Raw genomic sequence first — 21,263 nt, forward strand, 5'->3', positions numbered from 1 at the left:
TCGTCCCGACCGCAGTCTGTCACGGCGGCGGCCGGCGCCGGGCCGGATCGGCGTGGATCACTCGCGTGGCCCGGCCGGGCCGGTTGTGGCACTGTTGCCGTGTGCCGCCCACACCACCGGACCAGTTGGCCGTTCCGCAACTGCACCGCGCCGCGCGCTTCGAGGACGCCGTGCACGGCCTGGTGGAGCGCCGGTTGCGGCGCACTGGGTGGCAGCCCAACATCATCGCGTACGCGGGCTACGGCGCCCCGGGCTGGGCGCGCGTGCTCTGCCGGGTGCTGCTCGGGCGTCCGGACACCCGGCGGCGGGGCCGGCTGGACAAGGTGCGGGGCTGGCGCAGCTTCGCCACGCTGCCCGCCAAGCACATCACTGTGACGATCGAGGCCGACGGCGTGCGCCAGGAGGTGACAGCCGACCGCAGCGGCTTCGTCGACACCGTGATCGAGGGCGACTTCACCCCCGGCTGGGGCTGCGTACGCCTCAGCGTCGCCGACGCCGAGCCGGTGGAGGCGCTGGTCCGCATCCTCGACCCGGCCGTCCGCTTCGGCATCCTCTCCGACATCGACGACACGGTCATGGTGACCGCGCTGCCCCGGCCGCTGCTCGCCGCGTGGAACACGTTCGTGCTGGACGAGCACGCCCGCACCGCGGTGCCGGGCATGGCGGTGCTGTACGAGCGGCTGGCCACCGCCCACCCGGGCGCGCCGGTCTTCTACCTGTCCACCGGCGCCTGGAACGTCGCGCCGACGCTCACCCGGTTCCTGTCCCGGCACCTCTACCCGGCCGGGCCGCTGCTGCTCACCGACTGGGGTCCGACGGCGGACAGGTGGTTCCGCAGCGGCCGGGAGCACAAGCGGGCCACACTGGCCCGGCTGTCCCGGGAGTTTCCCGAGGTGCGCTGGCTGCTGATCGGCGACGACGGGCAGCACGACCCGGAGATCTACCGGGAGTTCGCCGCCGCCCACCCGGACAACGTGGCGGGGGTGGCGATCCGGCGGCTGTCGCCGACCCAGTCGGTGCTGGCCGGCAGCCTGCCCGCCCCGGCCGGACGGTCGTCGTCGGGCCCGATCGGCCAGAAGTGGCTCAGCGCCCCCGACGGCGCCGGCCTGTGGAAGCTGCTGCGCGAAGCCGACCTGGTCTGACCGCTCACAGCGTCGATCATGAGGTTGACGACCTTGTGGAGATCCACAACTGCGTCAACCTCATGATCAACTCGGGCGGAGCCAGAGCACGCCGAGCGGGGGGACGCGCAGGGAGACCGAGGCGGGCAGGCCGTGCCAGGGGATGTTCTCGGCGTGCACCTCGCCCAGGTTGCCGACACCCGATCCGCCGTAGTGGTGGGCGTCGGTGTTCAGCGCCTCGGCCCACGTACCGGCGGCGGGCAGGCCGATCCGGTAGTCCTCAAGCGGCAGCGCGGAGAAGTTCGTCACGCACACCAGCGTCTGCCCGTCCGGGGCGATCCGGATGAACGACACCGTGTTGTTGGCGACGTCGTCTCCGGCGATCCAGCGGAAACCGGCCGGGTCGGTGTCCTGCGCCCAGAGCGCCGGACTCGCCCGGTAGACCCGGTTCAGGTCGGCCACCAGGCGCTGCACGCCGGCGCGGGCCGGGTCGTGGGTGAGGTACCAGTCGAGGCCGCGCTCCTCGCTCCACTCCCTGTCGTCGGCCAGCTCGCAGCCCATGAAGAGCAACTGCTTGCCCGGGTGCGCCCACATGTACGCCAGCAGCGCCCGTACCGTCGCCAGCCGCTGCCAGGTGTCGCCGGGCATCTTGCCGGTCAGCGAGCCCTTGCCGTGCACCACCTCGTCGTGGCTGATCGGCAGCACGTAGTTCTCGCTCCACGCGTACGCCAGGGAGAACGTGAGCTGATGGTGGTGGTGCTGCCGGTAGATCGGGTCCTTCGAGGTGTAGAGCAGGGTGTCGTGCATCCAGCCCATGTTCCACTTGAACCCGAACCCGAGCCCGCCCTCGGAGGTCGGCTTCGTGACCCCGGGCCAGGCGGTGGACTCCTCGGCGATCATCAGCACGCCCGGGTGGTGCCGGTAGACGGTGGCGTTCACCTCCTGGAGGAACGCGATGGCCTCCAGGTTCTCCCGGCCGCCGTGCACGTTCGGCGCCCACTGCCCGTCGGAGCGGGAGTAGTCCAGGTAGAGCATCGAGGCGACCGCGTCCACGCGCAGCCCGTCGATGTGGAACTCGTCGAGCCAGTAGAGCGCGTTGGCGACCAGGAAGTTGCGCACCTCGTTGCGGCCGAAGTCGAAGACGTACGTGCCCCAGTCGGGGTGCTCGCCGCGACGCGGGTCGGGGTGCTCGTACAGCGGGGTGCCGTCGAAACGCGCGAGGGCCCACTCGTCCTTGGGGAAGTGCGCCGGCACCCAGTCCAGGAGCACCCCGATGCCGGCGGCGTGCAGCCGGTCCACCAGGTGGCGGAAGTCGTCCGGGTCGCCGAACCGGGCGGTCGGCGCGTAGTAGCCGGTGACCTGGTAGCCCCACGAGCCGCCGAACGGGTGCTCCATCACCGGCAGGAACTCCACATGGGTGAAGCCCATCTCCAGCACGTACGCGGTGAGCTGCTCGGCCAGCTCCCGGTAGCCGAGGCCGGGCCGCCAGGAGCCCAGGTGCACCTCGTACACGCTCATCGGCTCCTGGTGCGGGGCCTGCCGGGACCGGCGCGCGAGCCAGTCCGCGTCGCCCCACTCGTACCGTGACCGGTGCACCACCGACGCGGTGGCCGGCGGCACCTCGGTGCGCGCGGCCATCGGGTCGGCCTTGTCCCGCCACCGGCCGTCGGCGCCCAGGACGCGGTACTTGTAGCGCGCGCCCACCGGCATGCCCGGCACGAAGATCTCCCACACACCGCTGGAGCCGAGCGACCGCATCGGCCAGCCGTCGTCCGGCGCCCAGCCGGTCACGTCGCCGACGAGCCGCACGGCACGCGCGTTCGGCGCCCAGACGGTGAACGCGACGCCCTCGTCGAAGACCCGGGCGCCGAGCGCCGCCCAGAGCCGCTCGTGCCGGCCCTCGCCGATCAGGTGCAGGTCGAGGTCGCCGAGGGTGGGCGGATAACGGTACGGGTCGTCGTGCGTCGTGCCGTCCACCTCGACCCGGTAGTCGAGCACCTCGCCGGGGACCACCGCCTCGAAGACACCGGCGTCGTGCACCCGCTTCATCGGGTGCCGGTCGCCGTCGACGAGCACCGTCACCTCGCCCGCGCCCCGGCGCAGCGTCCGGATCGTGGTGCTCCCGTCGGCGGGATGCGCGCCGAGCACGGCGTGCGGGTCGTGTACCTCGCCGGCGATCAACTGGTCCATCGGGTGTCGTCCTTGTCGGCCGGTGCGGTCGGGGCGGTGCCGCCGGAGAGGTCGGCGGGTACGTCTTCGACTGTGAGGTCGGGCGCGGCCGGGTGCTCCGGCTCGGCGGGGGCCGGTGCGGCCGGGCGGCGCACGGTGAGCACGTGCGCCGGTTGCAGGTACGGGTCCAGGCGCACGGCGTTGCGCTGCCCCCAGTCGTACTCGGCACCGGTCAGCTCGTCGCGCACCGTGAACCGCTCGTGCCAGTCCAGCCCGAGCGCCGGCATGTCGAGCGTGGTGTTGCCCCACTGCACCTCGTGCGAGTCGAACGAGCACACCACGATCACCGTGTTGCCGGTGGCCGGGTCGTGCTTCGACCAGCACAGCAGCGCCGGGTTGTCGATGTCGTGGAACCGCAGGTTGCGCAGCTGGTGCAGGGCGGGGTTGTCCCGGCGTACCCGGTTCAGCGTGGTGATGAACGGCGCCAGCGACCGGCCCTGCGCCAGCGCGGCGTCCCAGTCCCGGGGCCGCAGCTCGTACTTCTCGTTGTCCAGGTACTCCTCGGCGCCCGGCCGGGCCACGTGCTCGAACAGCTCGAACCCCGCGTACATGCCCCACGAGGGGGAGAGCAGCGCGGCCAGCACCGCCCGGATCTTGAACATCGGCGGGCCGCCGTGCTGCAACGACGAGTGCAGGATGTCCGGCGTGTTCGGCCAGAAGTTCGGCCGCATCCAGTCGACCGAGGCGACCAGCTCCTCGCAGTACTCCCGCATCTCGGCCGCCGTCGTGCGCCAGGTGAAATAGGTGTACGACTGGGTGAAACCGATCTTGCCGAGCCCGTGCATGATCGCCGGCCGGGTGAACGCCTCGGCCAGGAACAGCACGTCCGGGTCGACCTTCTTGACCTCGGCGATCAGCCAGTGCCAGAAGTCGAACGGCTTGGTGTGCGGGTTGTCCACCCGGAAGATCCGGATGCCCTCGCCGACCCAGTGCAGCACCACCCGCAGCACCTCGGCCCGGATGCCCTCGGGGTCGTTGTCGAAGTTCAGCGGATAGATGTCCTGGTATTTCTTCGGCGGGTTCTCCGCGTACGCGATGCTGCCGTCGGCGCGGGTGGTGAACCACTCCGGGTGCTCGGTGACCCACGGGTGGTCCGGCGCGCACTGCAACGCCAGGTCCATCGCCACCTCGAGACCCTGCTCGGCGGCGGCCGCGACGAAGTCGCGGAAGTCCTCAGGCGTACCCAGATCGGGGTGGATGGCGTCGTGGCCGCCCTCGGCCGCGCCGATCGCCCACGGCGAGCCCACGTCGTCCGGCCCGGCGGTGAGCGCGTTGTTGCGGCCCTTGCGGTTGACCCGGCCGATCGGGTGGATCGGCGGCAGGTAGAGCACGTCGAAACCCATCGCCGCGACACCCGGCAGCCGCTCCATGGCGGTGGCGAACGTGCCGGAACGGGCGGGCGCGTCGACGGTGGCCGGGACCGCGCCCTCGGAGCGGGGGAAGAACTCGTACCAGGCGGAGAAGAGCGCCCGGGGCCGGTCCACCCAGAGCGTGCGCTCCTCGCCGGTGGTGACCAGCTCACGGACCGGGTGCTCCCAGAGCAGGTCGGCCAGGTCCAGCGCCGCGCTCACCCGCCGCGGCAGCTCCAGCCCGTCGTCGGTCAGCGCCCGCGCGGCCTCGCGTACGCGCTCACGGTCGCCCTTCGGCACCAGGTCGAGCGCGGCGGTCAGCACGCGTGCGCCCTCGGCCAGGTCGTTCGCCAGCTCGGCCGCGCCCTGACCGGCGGCGAGCTTCTTGGTGACCGCGTTCTGCCAGGTGAGGTACGGGTCCTGAAACGCCTCGACGGCGAAGCGCCACAGGCCCACCGCGTCCGGGCGGATGGTGGCGTGCCAGCGGTCCTGGCCGGGCTCGCCCGGGCGCATCCGGGTGAACGGGCGGGCCGCGCCGTCCGGGCCGAGCCAGACCACGTTGCACCCGAGCGCGTCGTGGCCCTCGCGGTAGGCCCGCGCCGACACCGGCACGACCTCGCCGACCACTGCCTTGGCCGGGTAGCGACCGCAGGAGACGACGGGGGAGACGTCTTCGATCGGGAACCGTCCAGTCACCCGCTCAACCTACTGCGCGAGATCCTTTCGCGCTCGGTTGCGCGCTGCTTCCACGGCGACGCGCCCACCCGGGTGGGCGGGCCTGCCGGGTCAGCGCCGGGCCCGCCACGCCTTGGCACGCCGCATGTAGCGCAGCACCCCGCCCGGCCCGGTGGAGACGGGCCAGTCGTCGGTGCGGAAGTAGGCGTCCGAGCCGCCGTCCAGGAAGATCACCGAACCGCAGAGGAAGTCGGCGGCCGGCGACAGCATGAACGCCACCCACTCGCCGACGTCCGCCGGCCTGCCGCGCCCGCCGATCGGCACCGGCAGCCCCTCGACCGCCTCCTTCTCGCCCCGGGCCATCTGCTCCTCCAGCAGCGGGGTGGCGATGATGCCGGGGGCCAGGACGTTCACCCGGATGCCGGCGCCGGCCCACTCCGGCGAGATCGCGGCGCGGCGTGCCCACCGCGTCACCGCCAGCTTCGAGCTCGCGTACGCGAACGGCGCCGAGCGCTTGCCGAAGCGCCCCACCACGCGCAGCGCCCGGCCGGCGTCTCGGTCGAGCAGGGCCCGCACGGCGCGCTCCGGCACCATCGGGGTGAGCGTGACGGAGTTCGAGCCGAACACCACGACCTTGCTGTTGCCGGCGGCGGCCAGCGTCGGTCGCCACGCCTCGAGCAGCTCCACCACGCCGAAGAAGTTGACCTGCTGCACGAGCCGGTCCCGGCCGGGGATGCCGCCGAGCCCGGCGGCGCAGACCGCCCCGTCGAGCCGCCCTCCGGCGCGCTCCAGCACCTCGGTGGCCGCCGCCGCGCGTCCGGCCGGCGTGGAGAGGTCGGCGACGACCTCCACGTCCCGCAGGTCCACGCCGACGACTGTGTGCCCGTCGCGCCGCAGCCGCTCGGCGGACGCCCGGCCCATGCCCGAGGCCGCGCCGGTCACCGCATACGTACCCATGTCGGTTCCTCTCCGCTTCGCCGACGGCCGGTCCGGGTCGGCCCCGTGCGTCCTGCCGGATGCTGGCACGCCGGGCGGCCCCGGGTGCGGCGATCGCGGCAAACCGTGCCTATTTCGCCGTCCGGCGACCCTCGGCCTGGTCGGCGGGGAGCTTGCCCGCCGCGTGCCGCCCGACGATGTAGCCGTAGACCAGGCCCTGGCCGATGGTCGCCCCGGCCCCCGGGTAGGTGCGGCCGAAGGCGTTGGCGGCGGCGTTGCCGATCGCGTACAGCCCGGGGACCGGGGTCCCCTCGTCGGACAGCGCCCGGCCGAGGCCGTCAGCCCGGATCCCACCGCAGGTCCCGAGGTCGGACAGGACGACCCGGACGGCGTACAGGGTGCCGGCCAGGGGCCGCAGGTTCGGGTTCGGCGTCATCGTCGGGTCGCCGTAGTAGCGGTCGTACGCGCTGGCGCCACGCGCGAAGTCCTCGTCGACGCCGGCGGCGGCGAGCTGGTTGAACCGCGCCAGGGTGGCGCTCAACGCGTCGGCGTCCACGTCCATCGACCGGGCGAGGTCACCCGGGGTGCCCGCGCGGTGCGCGACGCCCGCCGCGTACCAGGACTTCGGCAGCGGGGCGCGGGGGAACTGCGTGCCGGCGAAGACGTAGCTGTTGCGGTACCGCTGGTCGAAGACCAGCCACATGGCCGGCAGCGCCGCGCGCTCGCGGGCGAGGCCGAGCACCCGCTGCCCGAACGTCATGTAGTCGCAGGACTCGTTGACGAACCGGCGGCCCGTGCCGTCCACCATGAGCGACCCGGGCAGGGAACGCTCGGCGAGGAGCACCGACGGCGCGGCGTCGCCGACCGGCGCGACGGCGGGGAACCACCACGCCTGCTCCATCAGGTCGGTGCCGGCGCCCGCCTCCTGCGCGGCGCGGATCCCGTCGCCGGTGTTGCTGTCCGCGCCGAGGCTCCAGTCGCCCAGGTCGCGGTGGTGGTGGGCGTGCCGCAGCGGCAGGTTGTGGTCGAAGCCGCCGGTGGCGAGCACGACACCCCGCTCGGCCCGTACGGCGAACGTCGTCTCCCCGTGGCGCAGCTCGGCCCCGACGACCCGGTTCCCCTCGACCAGGAGCCGCTCCAGCGACGTCTCGGTCCAGACCGGGATGCCGGCGCGGCGGACGCCGGCGAAGAGGCCGGCGGCGATGGCCTGGCCGCCGGCGGCGTACTCGCGCCCGAGCGCGAGGCCGCCGAGGCCCTGGGCGAGGCGGGTCACGATGCGGGGCAGCGCGCGAACCGGGGTCTTCGCCATCAGGTTGAGCCACTTGTAGTCCGCACCGGTGACCGGCATGGGCACTGGTGCGGAGAGGACGGCGGGACGCAGCCGCGCGCGGTCGGCGCCGAGGACCTTCAGGTCGAGCGGGCGGCACTCGCAGCTCCGGCCGGCGGCGGTGCCGCCGGGCAGCTCCGGGTGGTAGTCGGAGTAGCCGCGGGCCCAGAGGAACCGCATCGGGGTGGTCCGCGTGAGCATCTCGATCGTGGCGGTGCCGTGCTGGAGGAAGCTGCGCCAGCGCTGTTCGGGCGCGGAGCCGTCCACGACGGCCTCCAGGTACGCCGCGCCGCGCTCGGGCGTGTCCCCGGAGCCCTCGGCGGCCAGCACGGGATTGGCGGGGATCCAGAAGGCGCCGCCGGAGCGCGCCGTGGAGCCGCCGACCCAGCGCGACTTCTCCACGACCACGACGGAGAGGCCGGCCTCGTGGGCGCTGAGCGCGGCGGCGAGGCCGGTGCCGGAGCCGATCACGACGAGGTCGACGGAGGTCGGCCGGGGCTGCCGGGGTACGGACATCGGGGAACTCCTTGCTACGGGGCGACGACGGGCCGGGTACCGGCGGCGACGAGCGCCGTCGTCCCCTCGGCGTCCAGGGGGCAGTGGGTGCCGGTGAAGATGCTGGCGGCGCAGAGGTTGCAGTGGGTGCAGCGCGACCGGGTGGCGGCGTCGCGGCTGATCTTGTTGATCAGATCCGGCTCCCGGAGCAGGGCGCGGGCCATCGCGACGTACTCGAAGCCGTCGCTCATGGCCGTGCGCATCCCGTCGAGGTCGGTGACGCCGCCGAGCAGGATCAGCGGCATGGACAGCTCCCGGCGGAACTGGAGCGCGAGGTCGCGGAAGTAGAGCGGCTGGTAGGGGTAGTCGCGGAACAGGAACCGGCCGAACATCTTCATGCCGAGCCGTAGCAGCGGCGGCTGGGGCGCGGCCATCGCCGCGAGCGGGATGTCGCCCCGGAACAGGAACATCGGGTTGAGCAGCGAGGACCCGCCGGTGAGCTCCAGGGCGTCCAGGTGCCCGTCGGTCTGCAGCATCCGGGCGAACGGGATCGACTCGTCGAGATCGAAACCGCCGCGTACGCCGTCGCTCATGTTCATCTTGGCGATGACGGCCACGTCGTCGCCGACGGCCTCCTTGACGGCGGCCAGGATCCGGCGCGGGAACTCGGCGCGGTTGGCCAGCGCACCGCCGAATTCGTCCCGGCGTCGGTTGAGCTTCGGCGACAGGAACGATCCGGCGAGGTAGGTGTGGCCCAGGTGCACCTCGACGGCGTCGAAGCCCACCTCGCGCGCCGCCGCGGCGGCGCTGCCGTGTGCGGCCACGATGCGGCGGATGTCGTCGTGCGTCGCGGCGCGGTCGAAGCCCATCGCCAGGGGGTTGAACCGCGCCGACGAGGCGAGCGAGGGCAGCCCGTTCGAGCGGGAGTTCGCCACCGGCCCGGCGTGCCCGATCTGGGCGCTGACCTTGGCGCCGGTGGCGTGCACCGCCTCGGTCAGCCGCCGCAGCCCGGGCAACGCCTCGGGCCGCCAGTAGACCTGCCCCCGTTCGGTGCGCCCCTCGGGCGCGACGGCGAGGTAGGCGACAGTCGTCATGCCGACGCCGCCGCGGCCCACAGCGGTGTGGTACTCGATCAGGCGGTCGGTGACCAGGGCGTCCGGGGTCGCCCCCTCGAAGGTGGCGGACTTGATGACCCGGTTACGCAGGCGAACCGGACCGAGGGTGGCGGGGGCGAGCGGGTCGGGAGTCGGGCGCGTGGCGGTCACGGGGCTTCCTCGGGTGGGGTGATGCGGATGTCCAGCCGACGCAGCAGGGCGTCGACGGCGTGGGCGGGCGAGCCGTCGGGGCCGCCGTGGGCCCAGTCGTACAGCGCGGCCTGGGCCGCCTCGCGGTACGCGGCGGCGACGGCGTGGCAGATCGCCCTCGGCGCTCCCGGTTGACGCCGGGCGATCTCCCGGGCGAGGGCCTCGGTCCAGGGCGCGTAGGCGCGGCCGGAGGCTTCCGCCAGCTCGGGTTCCTCGGCGACGACCCGCATCCAGTACCCGCCCGCGCTGAGCACGAGCGCGTCGTCGGAGACGGAGGCCACCACGGCGGCGCGCAGCGCGTCCGACAGCGGGATGTCGAGGGGCAGCGTGTGGAACGTCTCGGTCAGCCGCCGGGTGGCGGCGGGCACCCCCACCCAGGCGAGGGCGGCCTTGGACGGGAAGTGCCGCATCAGGGTGCGGGCGCTGACCCCGGTGGCCGCGGAGATGTCGTCCCAGCCGGTGGCGCCGTAGCCCTTCTCCGCCCAGAGCCGCAGGGCCGCGGTGCCGACCGCTTCGGGATCGAGCACCGTGGGCCGGCCACGTCGGCGCCGCGCGGGCGAGTTGTCCGAGGCCATGGGGCCAGTGAAGCATTTTTGGCAGGAAGCGTCAATAATCGGCGACCGGCCGGTGACGAGCTCCGCGTCTAGCTCGTCCGCCGCGCGACGAACACGAACTCCCGGCCGGGGCGATCAGGCGCCTCCCGCACGTCGAGCACCCGGTATCCGGCGGCGGTCAGGCTCGACTCGACCTCGTCGCGGTCGCGGAACCGCAGCGTCGAGTCCGACGTGACCACTGCCCCGTCGGCCAGGAACCGGTAGGTGAAGCGGAAGGAGACGAACGGCAGGTCGATCGCGGTGACCCGGAAGCGCCGTTCCACCCGTCCGACGCCCGGGACGGATCGGATGACCGGGCCGGCATCCGTCGCCCACTCCTGCCAGGCGCGATGGTCGGGACGCCGGGTCTCGAAGACGAGATGCCCCTCCGGTCGGAGTGCGGCGTGGATGCTCTGGAGCGTCCGTCCCACGTCGTAGCGCTCGCCCTCCAAGCAGTGCATCTGTGCCGGGCGCGGCGGGCCGGCACCCGTTAAGAAGGGGCCCTTCCTCTACCGGAGGCGTTAAGAAGGGGCCCTTCCTTACACCCCCACCGAGCGGTAGACCTCCAGCGTCTGCCGGGCGATCGCGTCCCAGGAGAAGTGCTCCACCGCGCGCCGCCGCCCCGCCGCCCCGAACGCCGCGATCCGGTCCGGGTCGGCCAGCAGCTCGTTGATCCGCGCGGCCAGGTCGGCCACGAAACGCTCCGGGTCCAGCGGGGTGCCGGAGCCGTCGCCGGCCTGCTCGATCGGCACCAGCAGCCCGGTCTCGCCGTCGGCCACCACCTCGGGGATGCCGCCGGTGGCGGTCGCCACCACAGCCGTCTCGCAGGCCATCGCCTCCAGGTTGACGATGCCCATCGGCTCGTACACGGACGGGCAGGCGAAGACCGTGGCGTGGGTGAGCACCTGGATCACCTCGTGCTTGGGCAGCATCGCCGCCACCCAGATCACCCCGGACCGGGTGGCCCGCAGCTCCGCCACGAGACCCTCCACCTCGGCGGCGATCTCCGGGGTGTCCGGCGCGCCGGCCAGCAGCACGAGCTGGGTGTCGGCGGGCAGCTCCCGGGCCGCGCGCAGCAGGTACGGCAGGCCCTTCTGCCGGGTGATCCGCCCGACGTAGACCACGCTGGGCCTCGCCGGGTCGATGCCGAGCCGGTCGAGCACGTCGGTGCCCGGGTCCGGGGCGTACTGCGCGGTGTCGATGCCGTTGTAGACCACGCGTACCCGGTCGGGGTTCACCGCCGGGTAGGCGGTGAGCACGTCGCGGCGCATGCCCGCGCTCACCGCGATGATCGCGTCGGCCGCCTCGAACGCGGTCCGCTCGCACCAGGAGGAGAGCGCGTACCCGCCGCCGAGCTGCTCGGCCTTCCACGGGCGCAGCGGCTCCAGGCTGTGCGCGGTCACCACGTGCGGCACCCCGTGCAGCAGCTTCGCGGTGTGCCCGGCCAGGTTGGCGTACCAGGTGTGGCTGTGCACCACGTCGGTGCCGGCGGTCCCGGCGGCCATCTCCAGGTCGACGCCCATGACCCGCAGCGCGGCGTTCGCGCCGGCGAGCGGGGCCGGCTCGGCGTACGCGGTGACGCCCTTCTCGTCGCGGGGCGCGCCGAAGCAGTGCACCCGCACGTCGGTGAGCCGGCGCAGCTCACGGGCGAGGTATTCCACGTGCACCCCGGCGCCGCCGTAGACCTCCGGCGGGTACTCGCGGGTGAGCAGGTCGACGCGCATCGGTGCCATGCCCGCACCCTAGTGCAGAGCGCCACGTCGCACCGGGTGCGCAAGTGTGGGCGTCCGAGTGGTGAAGTCGGTTCGGGGTGGTTAGCGTCTGGGCATGGCTGCCAAGGTGCTCGCGATCGTCCTGGCCGGCGGGGAGGGCAAGCGCCTGATGCCCCTGACCACCGACCGGGCGAAGCCCGCCGTCCCCTTCGGCGGGATGTACCGCATGGTCGACTTCGTCCTGTCGAATCTGGCGAACGCCGGCTTCCTCAAGATCGTCGTGCTGACCCAGTACAAGTCCCACTCGCTGGACCGCCACATCACCAAGACCTGGCGGATGTCGACGCTGCTGGGCAACTACGTCACGCCGGTGCCCGCGCAGCAGCGCCGCGGCCCGTGGTGGTTCGCCGGCTCGGCCGACGCGATCTACCAGAGCTTCAACCTGATCAACGACGAGCAGCCCGACTACGTGATCGTCTTCGGTGCCGACCACATCTACCGGATGGACCCCCGGCAGATGGTCGAGGACCACATCGCCTCCGGCGCCGGGGTCACGGTGGCCGGCATCCGGCAGCCGCTGTCGACCGCCGACCAGTTCGGCGTGATCGAGGTCGGCGAGGACGGCAAGCGCATCCGCGCGTTCCGGGAGAAGCCCACCGACGCGGTCGGGCTGCCCGACGCGCCGGACGAGATCTACGCCTCGATGGGCAACTACGTGTTCACCACCCGGGCGCTGTGCGAGGCGGTCGAGCGCGACGCGGCGGACAAGACGAGCAAGCACGACATGGGCGGCAGCATCATCCCGATGCTCGTCGAGCGCGGTGAGGCGAACGTCTACGACTTCAAGGACAACGAGGTGCCCGGCAGCACCGACCGCGACCGCGGCTACTGGCGGGACGTGGGAACGCTCGACTCGTTCTACGACGCGCACATGGACCTGATCAACGTGCACCCGGTGTTCAACCTCTACAACTTCGAGTGGCCCATCTACACCGAGCAGCCGCCGTACCCGCCGGCCAAGTTCGTGCACGCCTGGGGCGAGCGGGTGGGCCGCGCGGTCAGCTCGATGGTCTCGCCCGGCTCGGTGATCTCCGGCTCGCTGGTGGAGAACTCGATCGTGGCGCCGAAGGTGAAGGTGCACTCCTGGGCGCACGTCGACGGCGCCGTGCTGATGGAGGGTGTCCAGATCGGCCGGCACGCGGTCGTCCGGCGCGCGATCCTGGACAAGAACGTCCACGTCCCGGAGGGCGCCGAGATCGGCGTCGACCTGGAGAAGGACCGCCAGCGCTACACCGTGTCCGACAACGGCATCGTCGTCATCGGCAAGGGCCAGCGCGTCGAGCCCTGAGCATTCCCGCCGCATCCCGAGGAGGATCCCGCAGTGGCCCACCCCCGTGCCGGCCAGCCCGCACAGCCCGACGACCTGGTCGACGTGCCCCGGCTGGTCACCGCCTACTACGCCGAGCACCCGGACCCGGACGACCCGGCGCAGCAGGTCTCCTTCGGCACCTCCGGGCACCGCGGATCCAGCCTGCGCAACGCCTTCAACTCCGACCACATCCTCGCCGTCACCCAGGCGCTCTGCGACTACCGGCGCGAGCAGGGCCTTTCCGGGCCGCTGTTCCTCGGCCGGGACACCCACGCGCTCTCCGCGCCCGCCGAGGCCGACGCGCTGGAGGTGCTCGCCGCCAACGACGTGACGGTGCTGCGCGACAGCCGCGACGGCTACACCCCGACGCCCGCGGTCTCGCACGCCATCCTCACCCACAACCGGGGGCGCACCAGCGGCCTCGCCGACGGCATCGTCATCACCCCGTCGCACAACCCGCCGTCCGACGGCGGGTTCAAGTACAACCCCACCCACGGCGGGCCCGCCGACACCGACGCCACGAAGTGGATCCAGGACCGCGCGAACGCGATCCTCGCCGCCGGGCTCAAGGAGGTGAAACGCATCCCGTACGCGCGGGCGCGCGCCGCCGCGACCACCGGGGAGTACGACTTCCTCGCCCGGTACGTCGACGATCTGCCCGCCGCGCTGGACATCGACGCCATCCGCGACGCCGGGGTGCGCATCGGCGCGGACCCGATGGGCGGGGCGAGCGTGGCGTACTGGGGCGAGATCGCCGAACGGCACCGCCTCGACCTCACCGTGATCAACCCGCTCGTGGACCCGACCTGGCGGTTCATGACGCTCGACGGCGACGGCAAGATCCGGATGGACTGCTCCTCGCCGAATGCGATGGCCTCACTGATCGCCGCCCGGGACGACTACGCGGTCTCCACCGGCAACGACGCCGACGCCGACCGGCACGGCATCGTCACGCCCGACGGCGGCCTGATGAACCCCAACCACTACCTGGCCGTGGCGATCGGCCACCTGTTCCGTACCCGGGAGCAGTGGGGCCCGGCCGCGGCGGTGGGCAAGACGCTCGTCTCCTCCTCGATGATCGACCGGGTCGCGGCCGACCTCGGCCGCCCGCTGCTGGAGGTGCCGGTCGGGTTCAAGTGGTTCGTGCCCGGCCTGCTCGACGGCACCGTCGGCTTCGGCGGCGAGGAGAGCGCCGGGGCGTCGTTCCTGCGCCGCGACGGCGGCACCTGGACCACCGACAAGGACGGCATCCTGCTCTGCCTGCTCGCCGCCGAGATCATCGCCACCACCGGCCGTACGCCGAGTGAGCACTGGGCCGAGCTGGCCGACCGCTTCGGCGCGCCCGCGTACGCCCGCATCGACGCCCCGGCCGACCGGACGCAGAAGGCCGTCCTGGCGAAGCTGTCGCCGGAGCAGGTCACCGCCACCGAGCTGGCCGGTGAGCCGATCACCGCGATCCTCACCACCGCGCCCGGCAACGGCGCGGCGATCGGCGGCCTCAAGGTGACCACCGAGTCGGGCTGGTTCGCCGCCCGCCCGTCCGGCACCGAGGACGTCTACAAGATCTACGCCGAGTCGTTCCAGGGCCCGGAGCACCTGGCCCGGATCCAGGAGGAGGCCAAGGCGCTGGTCGACGGCGTGCTCGCCACCACCTGACCCGGCTCAGCGGGGCGGGGGCAGCTCCCGGCGGTTGAGCTGCTCCCGCAGCCCGTCCGGCAACAGCTCCCGCAACTGGTCCGGCAGCAGCGGCAGGTCCAGCAGGCTCAGCTTGAGCTGGTTGCGCTCCTGGTAGCGGCGCGGGTCGAGGCGGACCACCCGGCCGGCGTCCTTGACGTACCGGATGTGCACCGAACCCTCCGTCGCCGCCTGCCGGATCAGCAGCCCGTCCATCTCCACCGCCACCGGCGCCGAGTCCGCGCGCAGCTCCAGGTGCACCGTCTCGTGCGCGGAGAGCAGCACCGAGCGGGAGATCCCGGCCATCGGCGCGGACGGTGTCACCACCATCGCCTCGGTGGCCGGTGAGATCAGCGGCCCGCCCGCGGCGTAGCTGTACGCGGTCGAGCCGGTCGGCGTGCTCACCACCAGCGCGTCGCACCGGTAGTAGCCGTATCGCTGGCCGTCCACCGCCAGGGTGGCCGTGACGAAGCCGGCGCCGGGCTGCCGGACCAGGGCGATGTCGTTGAACGCCACCACGTCGTCGCCGCAGACGTCGCAGGCCAGGCAGGCGTGCGACTCGATGGTGAAGTCGTGTTCCACCAGCCGTTCCAGCGCCCGGGGCAGGTCCGGCGGCTCCACCTCGACCAGGAAGCCGAGCCGGCCCAGGTGCACGCCGAGCACCGGCTTCGGGTCGCGGACGGCCATCCGCAGCGCGCCCAGCATGGTCCCGTCGCCGCCGATGCTGATCAGCGCGGCGCAGCGGTCGGCCAGTTCGTCCGCGGCGACCGCCTCTACCGAGGCGGGTAGGCGCGCCCGGTCCTCGGCGCGTACCGCCAGGGTGATCCGGTGCCGGGCGGCCCAGTCCGCGATGGTCCCGACCACCTCGGAGACGTCCCGGGTGGGGTGCAGCACCAGCCCCAGCACATCGCCCGCCACCGCTACAGCTCACCACAGTGGCGTGCCGCCCGCCGGGCTTACCAGGAGCCGTGAAGCCGGGACAGTGCCCCGAACAGGTGATTTCCGTACCCCCGTGCCGGTCCGGCTCGTTGGACGCGAGGTAGGGCGGGGGGACGAGTGGAGAGTCGATGCATGTCGTGATCATGGCGGGCGGCGCGGGCGTGCGGCTGCGTCCATACACCTCCACGCTGCCCAAGCCGCTCGTGCCCATCGGTGAGAGCTACGCGATCCTCGAGATCGTCCTGCGGCAGCTCGCCGACCGCGGCTTCACCCACGTCACACTGGCGATCAATCACCTGGGCGCCCTGATCCGGGCGTTCGTCGGCGACGGCTCCCGGTTCGGGCTGACCGTCGACTACGTCGAGGAGGAGCGGCCGCTGTCGACGATCGGCCCGCTCTTCGGCATCCGGGACCGCCTGCCCGAGCACTTCCTGGTGATGAACGGCGACGTGCTCACCGACCTCGACTACGCGGACCTGCTGGGCACCCACGCGCGCTCGGGCGCGCCGCTGACGGTGGCCACCTACCGGCGTACCGTCAAGATCGATTTCGGTGTCCTGGAGCTGGCCGGCGACAAGATCACGTCGTTCTCCGAGAAGCCGGTCCTGCACTATCGGGTGAGCATGGGCGTCTACGGGCTCTCCCGCAGCACCATCGCCCACTACCAAGTGGGGCAGCCGTTCGGGTTCGACCAACTGGTGCTGGACCTGCTGGGCCGGGGCGCACCACCGGCCGGCTACGAGTTCGACGGCTACTGGCTGGACATCGGCCGCCCCGAGGACTACGACGAGGCCAATCGGTGCTTCGGCGAGCTCCGGGACCTGCTGCTGCCCGCCGGCACCCCGGCCGGGGCATGATGCGTGTCCTCCTCTTCGGCGCCTCCGGCTTCATCGGCGCTCACGTACGCCGGGAACTGAACGCCACGGCGGACCTGGTGTGCCCGTCACGCGATGAGTGCGACCTGGTCGCCGCGACGCCGGAGGCGCTGCGGGCGTTGCTCGGCACGCTGCGGCCGGACGCTGTGGTCAGTTGCGCCGGAGCGGTGAGCGGCTCGGCCGAGGATCTGATCCGGGCGAACACGCTGACAACCGCCAAGCTCGTGGACGCGGTCGCCGACACCGTGCCCGGCGCGCGGCTGGTCCGTCTCGGCTCCGCCGCCGAGTACGGTCCGGTCCCGTCCGGCGCCCCGGCTGCCGAGGACCGTCCCGTGACGCCGGTCAGTGCCTACGGCGTGAGCCAGGCGGCGGCGACCCGGCTCATGGAGCTGGCGGCAGCGGCCGGCCGGGTGGACGCGGTAGCGCTCCGTGTGTTCAACCCCGTCGGTCCCGGCATGCCCCGCACGACACTGCTCGGCCGGGTGGCCGCCCTGCTGTCCCACCTCACGGCCGGCGAGGACCTGCGTACCGGCCCGCTGGACGCGTACCGGGACTTCGTTGACGTGCGGGACGTGGCCGCCGCGGTCGGGCGGGCGGTGACTGTCACCGCGCCGCGGGCCCGTGTCCTCAACGTGGGGAGCGGCCGGGCGGTGCCGGTACGCGATGCGGTCCAGCTGCTGGTGTCGGTGTCCGGCCGCTCGGTCCGCATCCGGGAGGACCGCCCACCGTCTCCCCGCTCCGGCGACGTGAGCTGGACATGCGCCGACGTCGGCCGGGCGGCCTCGGTCCTGGGGTGGGCCCCCGAACACGACCTGTCCGACTCGGTCGGTGCGCTGTGGAGCCAGACGGCTTTAGCGGCGACACCGGCTCGTTGACCCGACCGGTGCCGGTTCTGCCCGGACCGGTGAAGAGGAGGAGCGAACCATGACGGCAGACTCGACCGGCGGCCCGGTGGTGGTGACCGGAGCCGGTGGCTTCATCGGATCCCACCTGGTCGAGGCGCTCGCCGCCGCAGGCCACCGGGTACGTGCCCTGGTGCACTACAACGGCGCCGGGTCGCACGGCTGGCTGGACACGTTCGGCCCGGACCAACTGGCCGGCGTCAAGGTCGTCGCGGGCGACATCCGCGACCGGGGGATGGTGCAGCGGCTCGTCGACGGCGCCTCCACCGTCTACCACCTCGCCGCGCTTGGCGGCATCCCGTACTCGTACCTCGCTCCCCAGTCCTACGTGGACACGAACATCACCGGCACGCTCAACGTGCTGGAGAGCGCGCGGACGGCCGGAGTGGGCCGGGTGGTGGTCACATCCACGAGCGAGGTGTACGGGACCGCCACCACCGTCCCGATGACCGAGCAGCACCGGCTGCGCGGTCAGTCGCCGTACTCGGCCTCGAAGATCGGCGCGGACAAGCTGGCCGAGAGCTACCACCTCAGTTTCGGCCTCCCGGTGGTCACGCTCCGCCCGTTCAACACGTACGGCCCCCGCCAGTCCACCAGGGCGGTCATCCCCACCATCATCAGCCAGCTGGCGAAGGGTGGCGGGGCGGTCCGGCTCGGCGCGCTGCGTACCACCCGCGACCTGCTCTACGTGACGGACACCGTAGCGGCCTTCCAAGCCGTGGGCACGGCGCCGGACGACGCGGTCGTGGGCGGTGTGTTCCAGGCAGCGACCGGCCGGGAGACCTCGGTCGGTGACCTGGTCCGCAAGATCGCTGCGATGTTCGGCGTCCAGCCGGAGGTGGTGGTCACCGAGTCCCGGCTCCGTCCCGCGGAATCCGAGGTGGAACGCCTGCTCGGCGACGCCGGCCTGCTCCGATCGCGGACCGGATGGCAGCCGGCCACCAGCATCGACGAGGGTCTGAAGGCGACGGTCGAGTGGTTCCTCGATCCGGCCAACCTCGTGCGCTACCGCTCCGATCGAGCGGTGTGACGGTTTCCGCACGCTTGTGGGGCGGCCCTTCGTCGCCCACTTCTCCACCTCGCCGGCCGGACGGCCGGTGCCGCAGGAGGCTTGAACGTGATGGTGATGCAGGACAGCCGCCGGTCGTCGGCGATCGGCACGGTCCGCGGCCCCGGCAGCCCCGGTGGGCTCGTCGGGGTGGAGACGCCGGCGTGGCGCACGAATGGTCTCGTCTCGGCGGTGCTGCGCGCCACCGCCGTGGTGCTGCTGCTCAACTTCGACCAGTTCCCGCGTCTGGTCGGCCGCGGGTTCCTGATCGCCGCAGTGGTGCTCGCGGTGCCGTTGCTCCTGCACGAGATCCTCCGTCCGGCCACGCGTGCCCGGACCATGATCTTCTGGACCCTCGTGATCTTCGGCGTCCTCGCGGCGCCGGGGATCCTGCACCCCCCTGAGACGGACTACGGCCGGCAGAAGTTCCTGCTGCTCGTGACGTTGACCGTGTTCGCCACGCTGGCGGTGGCGGTGCTGCGCGGGCGACGCGATGTCGAGATGTTCGCCGCCGTGTTCGTGTTGTCGGGGGTCGTGCTCGCGATCGCCACGCTCAACGGCGATCCGCAGGACGGCCGGGCCGACGGCTTCGGCTCCAATCCGATCTGGCTGGCCCGGGCCATCGGCGGCGCGTTCGTCGCGCTCACCTGGCTCTACCTGCAGAAGCGGGTGGCGGCCTGGTGGGCGGCGGGCCTGGCCGTGCTCCTCGGCCTCGGTCTCCTGGCGACCGGCTCCCGGGGACCGCTCCTGGCCACCGTGGTAGCCCTCTTCGTCCTGGTGCTGGCCGGGTTCCGTCTGAAGATCCGGCGGGGCCAGCGCGAGTGGGTCGGCGTGGGTCTGATGGGCGCTCTGGTGGCCGCCGTCGTCGCGCTGCCGTCGATCCTGCCGCCCCGGGTCTACGCGCTCCTGACCGACCCGAGCGAGGAGCTGTTCGACACCGCCCGCGCGGAGATGCGCGAGGTCAGCGTGCCGATGATCGCCGAGCATCCCGGTGGTGTCGGCTACGGCAACTGGGGCGACTACTCCGGCATGTTGATCCACAACTATCCGCACAACCTGTGGCTGGAACTGCCGGCCGAGGCGGGCTGGCTGGTGGGCGGAGCCTTCATCCTGGCCACGGTGGTCGTGGCGGCGGGGCTGTGGCGCGCGTCCAGACGCGACCCGGTCGCCGGGTTCGTGCTGGCCGTACTGGCGTTCAACGTGGTCGCGGTGTCGACCTCCGGAGACGTGAACGCCGGCCGTCCGCTCTTCGCCGCGCTGGCGCTCGGCGTGCTCGTGCTGGCCGGCGCGACGCTGCCCGCCGGCGTACGGGCCCGCGCCAGGCGAGTCCGTACGCCGTCCGGCCGGGGGGTCGCTGGGTGAGGTGGCGGGCGCGGCTAGCCATGTCCAGCGGCCGACGCGGAGTGCTCGGCATCGCCGCCGGATCGGCCGGCGGCCAGCTGCTGGCGCTGGCGGCGGTTCCGCTGCTGACGAGGCTCTATCGCCCAGCCGACTTCGGCGTCCTCGCAGTGGTCGCCGCGCTCGTGGTCACGGTGGGCACGGTTGCCGCGCTCCGGTTCGAGATGGCCGTTCCGCTGCCCGAGCGCGAGGAGGACGCCCGTGCGCTGGTGCGGCTCGGTCTCGTCGCGGCCGCCGGCACGGCGGTACTGGGTTCGCTCGTCGTCCTGCTGGCGGGGGACCGGGTGGCCCGCTGGTTCGGTCAGCCCGAGCTGGCTCACTGGCTCTGGGTGGTGCCGCCCTCCGCCGCCGCGATGGGTGTCGTCCTCGTGCTCAACCAGTTCGCGGTGCGGCATCGGCGGTACGGGGCGATCGGCCGGCGCAACCTCTTCCAGCCTCTGTCGGTGGTGGTCACCCAGATCGTGACCGGTGGGGCAGGGCTTCGTCCCGGCGGTCTGGCGCTCGGCTTCGGGTTCGGTCAGGTCGCGGCCGCCGCGGTCCTGCTCCGGGACGCCCGCCGGCGCGGCGCGGTCGCCGGGGCCGGCCGGCGGACGTCACGCCTGCCGGCGGTGGCACGTCGGTACCGGCGCTTCCCGCTTCTCCTGGCTCCGTCCGGTCTGCTCAACGTTCTCGGCACGCAGTTACCGGTGCTGCTCATCGCCTACTACTACGGTTCCACGGTGGCGGGCTGGTTGGGACTTACCCAGCGGGTGATCGCCATGCCCGCCGCCCTGGTGGCGTCCGCGGTGGCCCAGGTCTACCTGGGGGAGATCGCCCGGATCGCCAGGGAACAGCCCCGGCGCGGTCGGCGCGTGTTCCTCGACGCCAGCCGGAGACTGGCCCTGATCGCGGGTCCCGGCGCACTGCTCGTGCTGGTCGGCGCGCCGGCGGCCTTCAGCCTGGTCTTCGGTCCGCAGTGGCACAGCAGCGGCGCCTACGCCCAGGCCCTGGCCGTCTTCATGGCGGCTCAGCTCGTCGTCTCGCCGCTGTCGCAGACGCTCGTCGTGTTCGAACGCCAAGCTCTGCAACTCGCCTGGGACGCGGGCCGTGTCGCGGTGGTGGCGGGAGCCGTCTCGGTGGTGGCGCTCGCGGGCGGGTCACCGCTGACCGCGGTCTGGGTGTTCGGGGTGTCTGGCGCGCTGGCATACGGCGTCGGGTGGCTGATGTCGCTGCGGGTCGTGACGGCGGCCGGCCGGGACGTCGGCCGTGCTCGTCCCGCGCCGGAACTCGTGCCGCAGAGCTGAGGCATTCACGTTCTCCGTCACGTCCTGTACGGAA

Annotated in this window: 17 protein-coding genes; 8 read left to right on the forward strand and 9 right to left on the reverse strand. The window is 72.8% G+C overall.

The genetic code is table 11. The features are described from left to right. Positions 1 to 101: 101 nt before the first annotated feature. Entirely contained in the window at positions 102 to 1,142 is a 1,041-nt protein-coding gene (locus AB0D28_RS23400) for a phosphatase domain-containing protein (RefSeq protein WP_357388939.1), read from the forward strand. Positions 1,143 to 1,208: 66 nt separating this feature from the next. Here the strand turns inward: AB0D28_RS23400 and glgB are convergent, their stop codons facing one another. The 8 genes from glgB to glgA form a co-directional block, all read right to left on the reverse strand. Beyond that, the gene (glgB, locus tag AB0D28_RS23405; protein WP_357388941.1) at positions 1,209 to 3,311 is read right to left on the reverse strand and encodes a 1,4-alpha-glucan branching protein GlgB; all 2,103 of its coding nucleotides are present in this window, start codon (positions 3,309 to 3,311) and stop codon (positions 1,209 to 1,211) included. Continuing rightward, positions 3,299 to 5,395, reverse strand: a complete 2,097-nt coding sequence (locus AB0D28_RS23410) for a maltotransferase domain-containing protein (RefSeq protein WP_357388943.1) — start codon at positions 5,393 to 5,395, stop codon at positions 3,299 to 3,301. Before AB0D28_RS23410 ends, glgB begins: the two co-directional genes overlap by 13 nt. A gap of 90 nt (positions 5,396 to 5,485) precedes the next feature. Beyond that, complete coding sequence (locus AB0D28_RS23415; protein ID WP_357388945.1) at positions 5,486 to 6,331, reverse strand: SDR family oxidoreductase; 846 nt, start codon at positions 6,329 to 6,331, stop codon at positions 5,486 to 5,488. A gap of 109 nt (positions 6,332 to 6,440) precedes the next feature. Beyond that, complete coding sequence (locus tag AB0D28_RS23420; protein ID WP_357388947.1) at positions 6,441 to 8,153, reverse strand: 3-ketosteroid-delta-1-dehydrogenase; 1,713 nt, start codon at positions 8,151 to 8,153, stop codon at positions 6,441 to 6,443. A 14-nt stretch (positions 8,154 to 8,167) separates the two neighbouring features. Continuing rightward, entirely contained in the window at positions 8,168 to 9,397 is a 1,230-nt protein-coding gene (locus AB0D28_RS23425) for an NADH:flavin oxidoreductase (RefSeq protein WP_357388949.1), read from the reverse strand. Continuing rightward, the gene (locus AB0D28_RS23430; protein WP_357388951.1) at positions 9,394 to 10,011 is read right to left on the reverse strand and encodes a helix-turn-helix domain-containing protein; all 618 of its coding nucleotides are present in this window, start codon (positions 10,009 to 10,011) and stop codon (positions 9,394 to 9,396) included. The genes AB0D28_RS23425 and AB0D28_RS23430 overlap by 4 nt, the downstream gene beginning before the upstream one ends. Before the next feature lie 68 nt (positions 10,012 to 10,079). Beyond that, positions 10,080 to 10,481: a hypothetical protein gene (locus AB0D28_RS23435; RefSeq protein WP_357388953.1), complete on the reverse strand. Its 402-nt coding sequence runs from the start codon at positions 10,479 to 10,481 to the stop codon at positions 10,080 to 10,082. 87 nt (positions 10,482 to 10,568) lie between these two features. Beyond that, the gene (gene glgA / locus AB0D28_RS23440; protein WP_357388955.1) at positions 10,569 to 11,762 is read right to left on the reverse strand and encodes a glycogen synthase; all 1,194 of its coding nucleotides are present in this window, start codon (positions 11,760 to 11,762) and stop codon (positions 10,569 to 10,571) included. A gap of 94 nt (positions 11,763 to 11,856) precedes the next feature. Here glgA and glgC point away from each other — a divergent pair, with 94 nt between their 5' ends. Then, positions 11,857 to 13,089 (forward strand): glucose-1-phosphate adenylyltransferase, encoded by a 1,233-nt coding sequence (gene glgC, locus AB0D28_RS23445; RefSeq protein WP_194800913.1) that lies wholly within the window; start codon positions 11,857 to 11,859, stop codon positions 13,087 to 13,089. A 33-nt stretch (positions 13,090 to 13,122) separates the two neighbouring features. Then, positions 13,123 to 14,766, forward strand: coding sequence for a phosphoglucomutase (alpha-D-glucose-1,6-bisphosphate-dependent) (gene pgm, locus AB0D28_RS23450; RefSeq protein WP_357388957.1), 1,644 nt, complete (start codon positions 13,123 to 13,125; stop codon positions 14,764 to 14,766). Positions 14,767 to 14,772: 6 nt separating this feature from the next. On the opposite strand, the gene AB0D28_RS23455 is transcribed toward pgm, so the two are convergent. Next, positions 14,773 to 15,702, reverse strand: a complete 930-nt coding sequence (locus AB0D28_RS23455) for an NAD(+)/NADH kinase (protein ID WP_357388959.1) — start codon at positions 15,700 to 15,702, stop codon at positions 14,773 to 14,775. Between the two features lie 149 nt (positions 15,703 to 15,851). On the opposite strand from AB0D28_RS23455, the gene AB0D28_RS23460 reads away from it, so the two are divergent. The 5 genes from AB0D28_RS23460 (at position 15,852) to AB0D28_RS23480 (ending at position 21,229) form a co-directional block, all read left to right on the forward strand. Beyond that, positions 15,852 to 16,580 (forward strand): sugar phosphate nucleotidyltransferase, encoded by a 729-nt coding sequence (locus AB0D28_RS23460; protein WP_357388961.1) that lies wholly within the window; start codon positions 15,852 to 15,854, stop codon positions 16,578 to 16,580. Then, a complete protein-coding gene (locus tag AB0D28_RS23465; RefSeq protein WP_120570687.1) occupies positions 16,577 to 17,473 on the forward strand; it encodes an NAD(P)-dependent oxidoreductase in 897 nt (298 codons plus the stop codon). Before AB0D28_RS23460 ends, AB0D28_RS23465 begins: the two co-directional genes overlap by 4 nt. 49 nt (positions 17,474 to 17,522) lie before the next feature. Continuing rightward, positions 17,523 to 18,530 carry an SDR family NAD(P)-dependent oxidoreductase gene (locus AB0D28_RS23470; protein ID WP_357388963.1) on the forward strand — a complete coding sequence of 336 codons (1,008 nt, stop codon included), beginning with the start codon at positions 17,523 to 17,525 and terminating at the stop codon, positions 18,528 to 18,530. A 90-nt stretch (positions 18,531 to 18,620) separates the two neighbouring features. Further along, entirely contained in the window at positions 18,621 to 19,910 is a 1,290-nt protein-coding gene (locus AB0D28_RS23475; protein WP_357388981.1) for an O-antigen ligase family protein, read from the forward strand. Between the two features lie 20 nt (positions 19,911 to 19,930). Next, positions 19,931 to 21,229 carry an oligosaccharide flippase family protein gene (locus tag AB0D28_RS23480; protein ID WP_357388965.1) on the forward strand — a complete coding sequence of 433 codons (1,299 nt, stop codon included), beginning with the start codon at positions 19,931 to 19,933 and terminating at the stop codon, positions 21,227 to 21,229. Positions 21,230 to 21,263: the final 34 nt, after the last annotated feature.

The organism is Micromonospora sp. NPDC048169, assembly GCF_040652815.1.
Taxonomy (GTDB): Bacteria; Actinomycetota; Actinomycetes; order Mycobacteriales; family Micromonosporaceae; genus Micromonospora.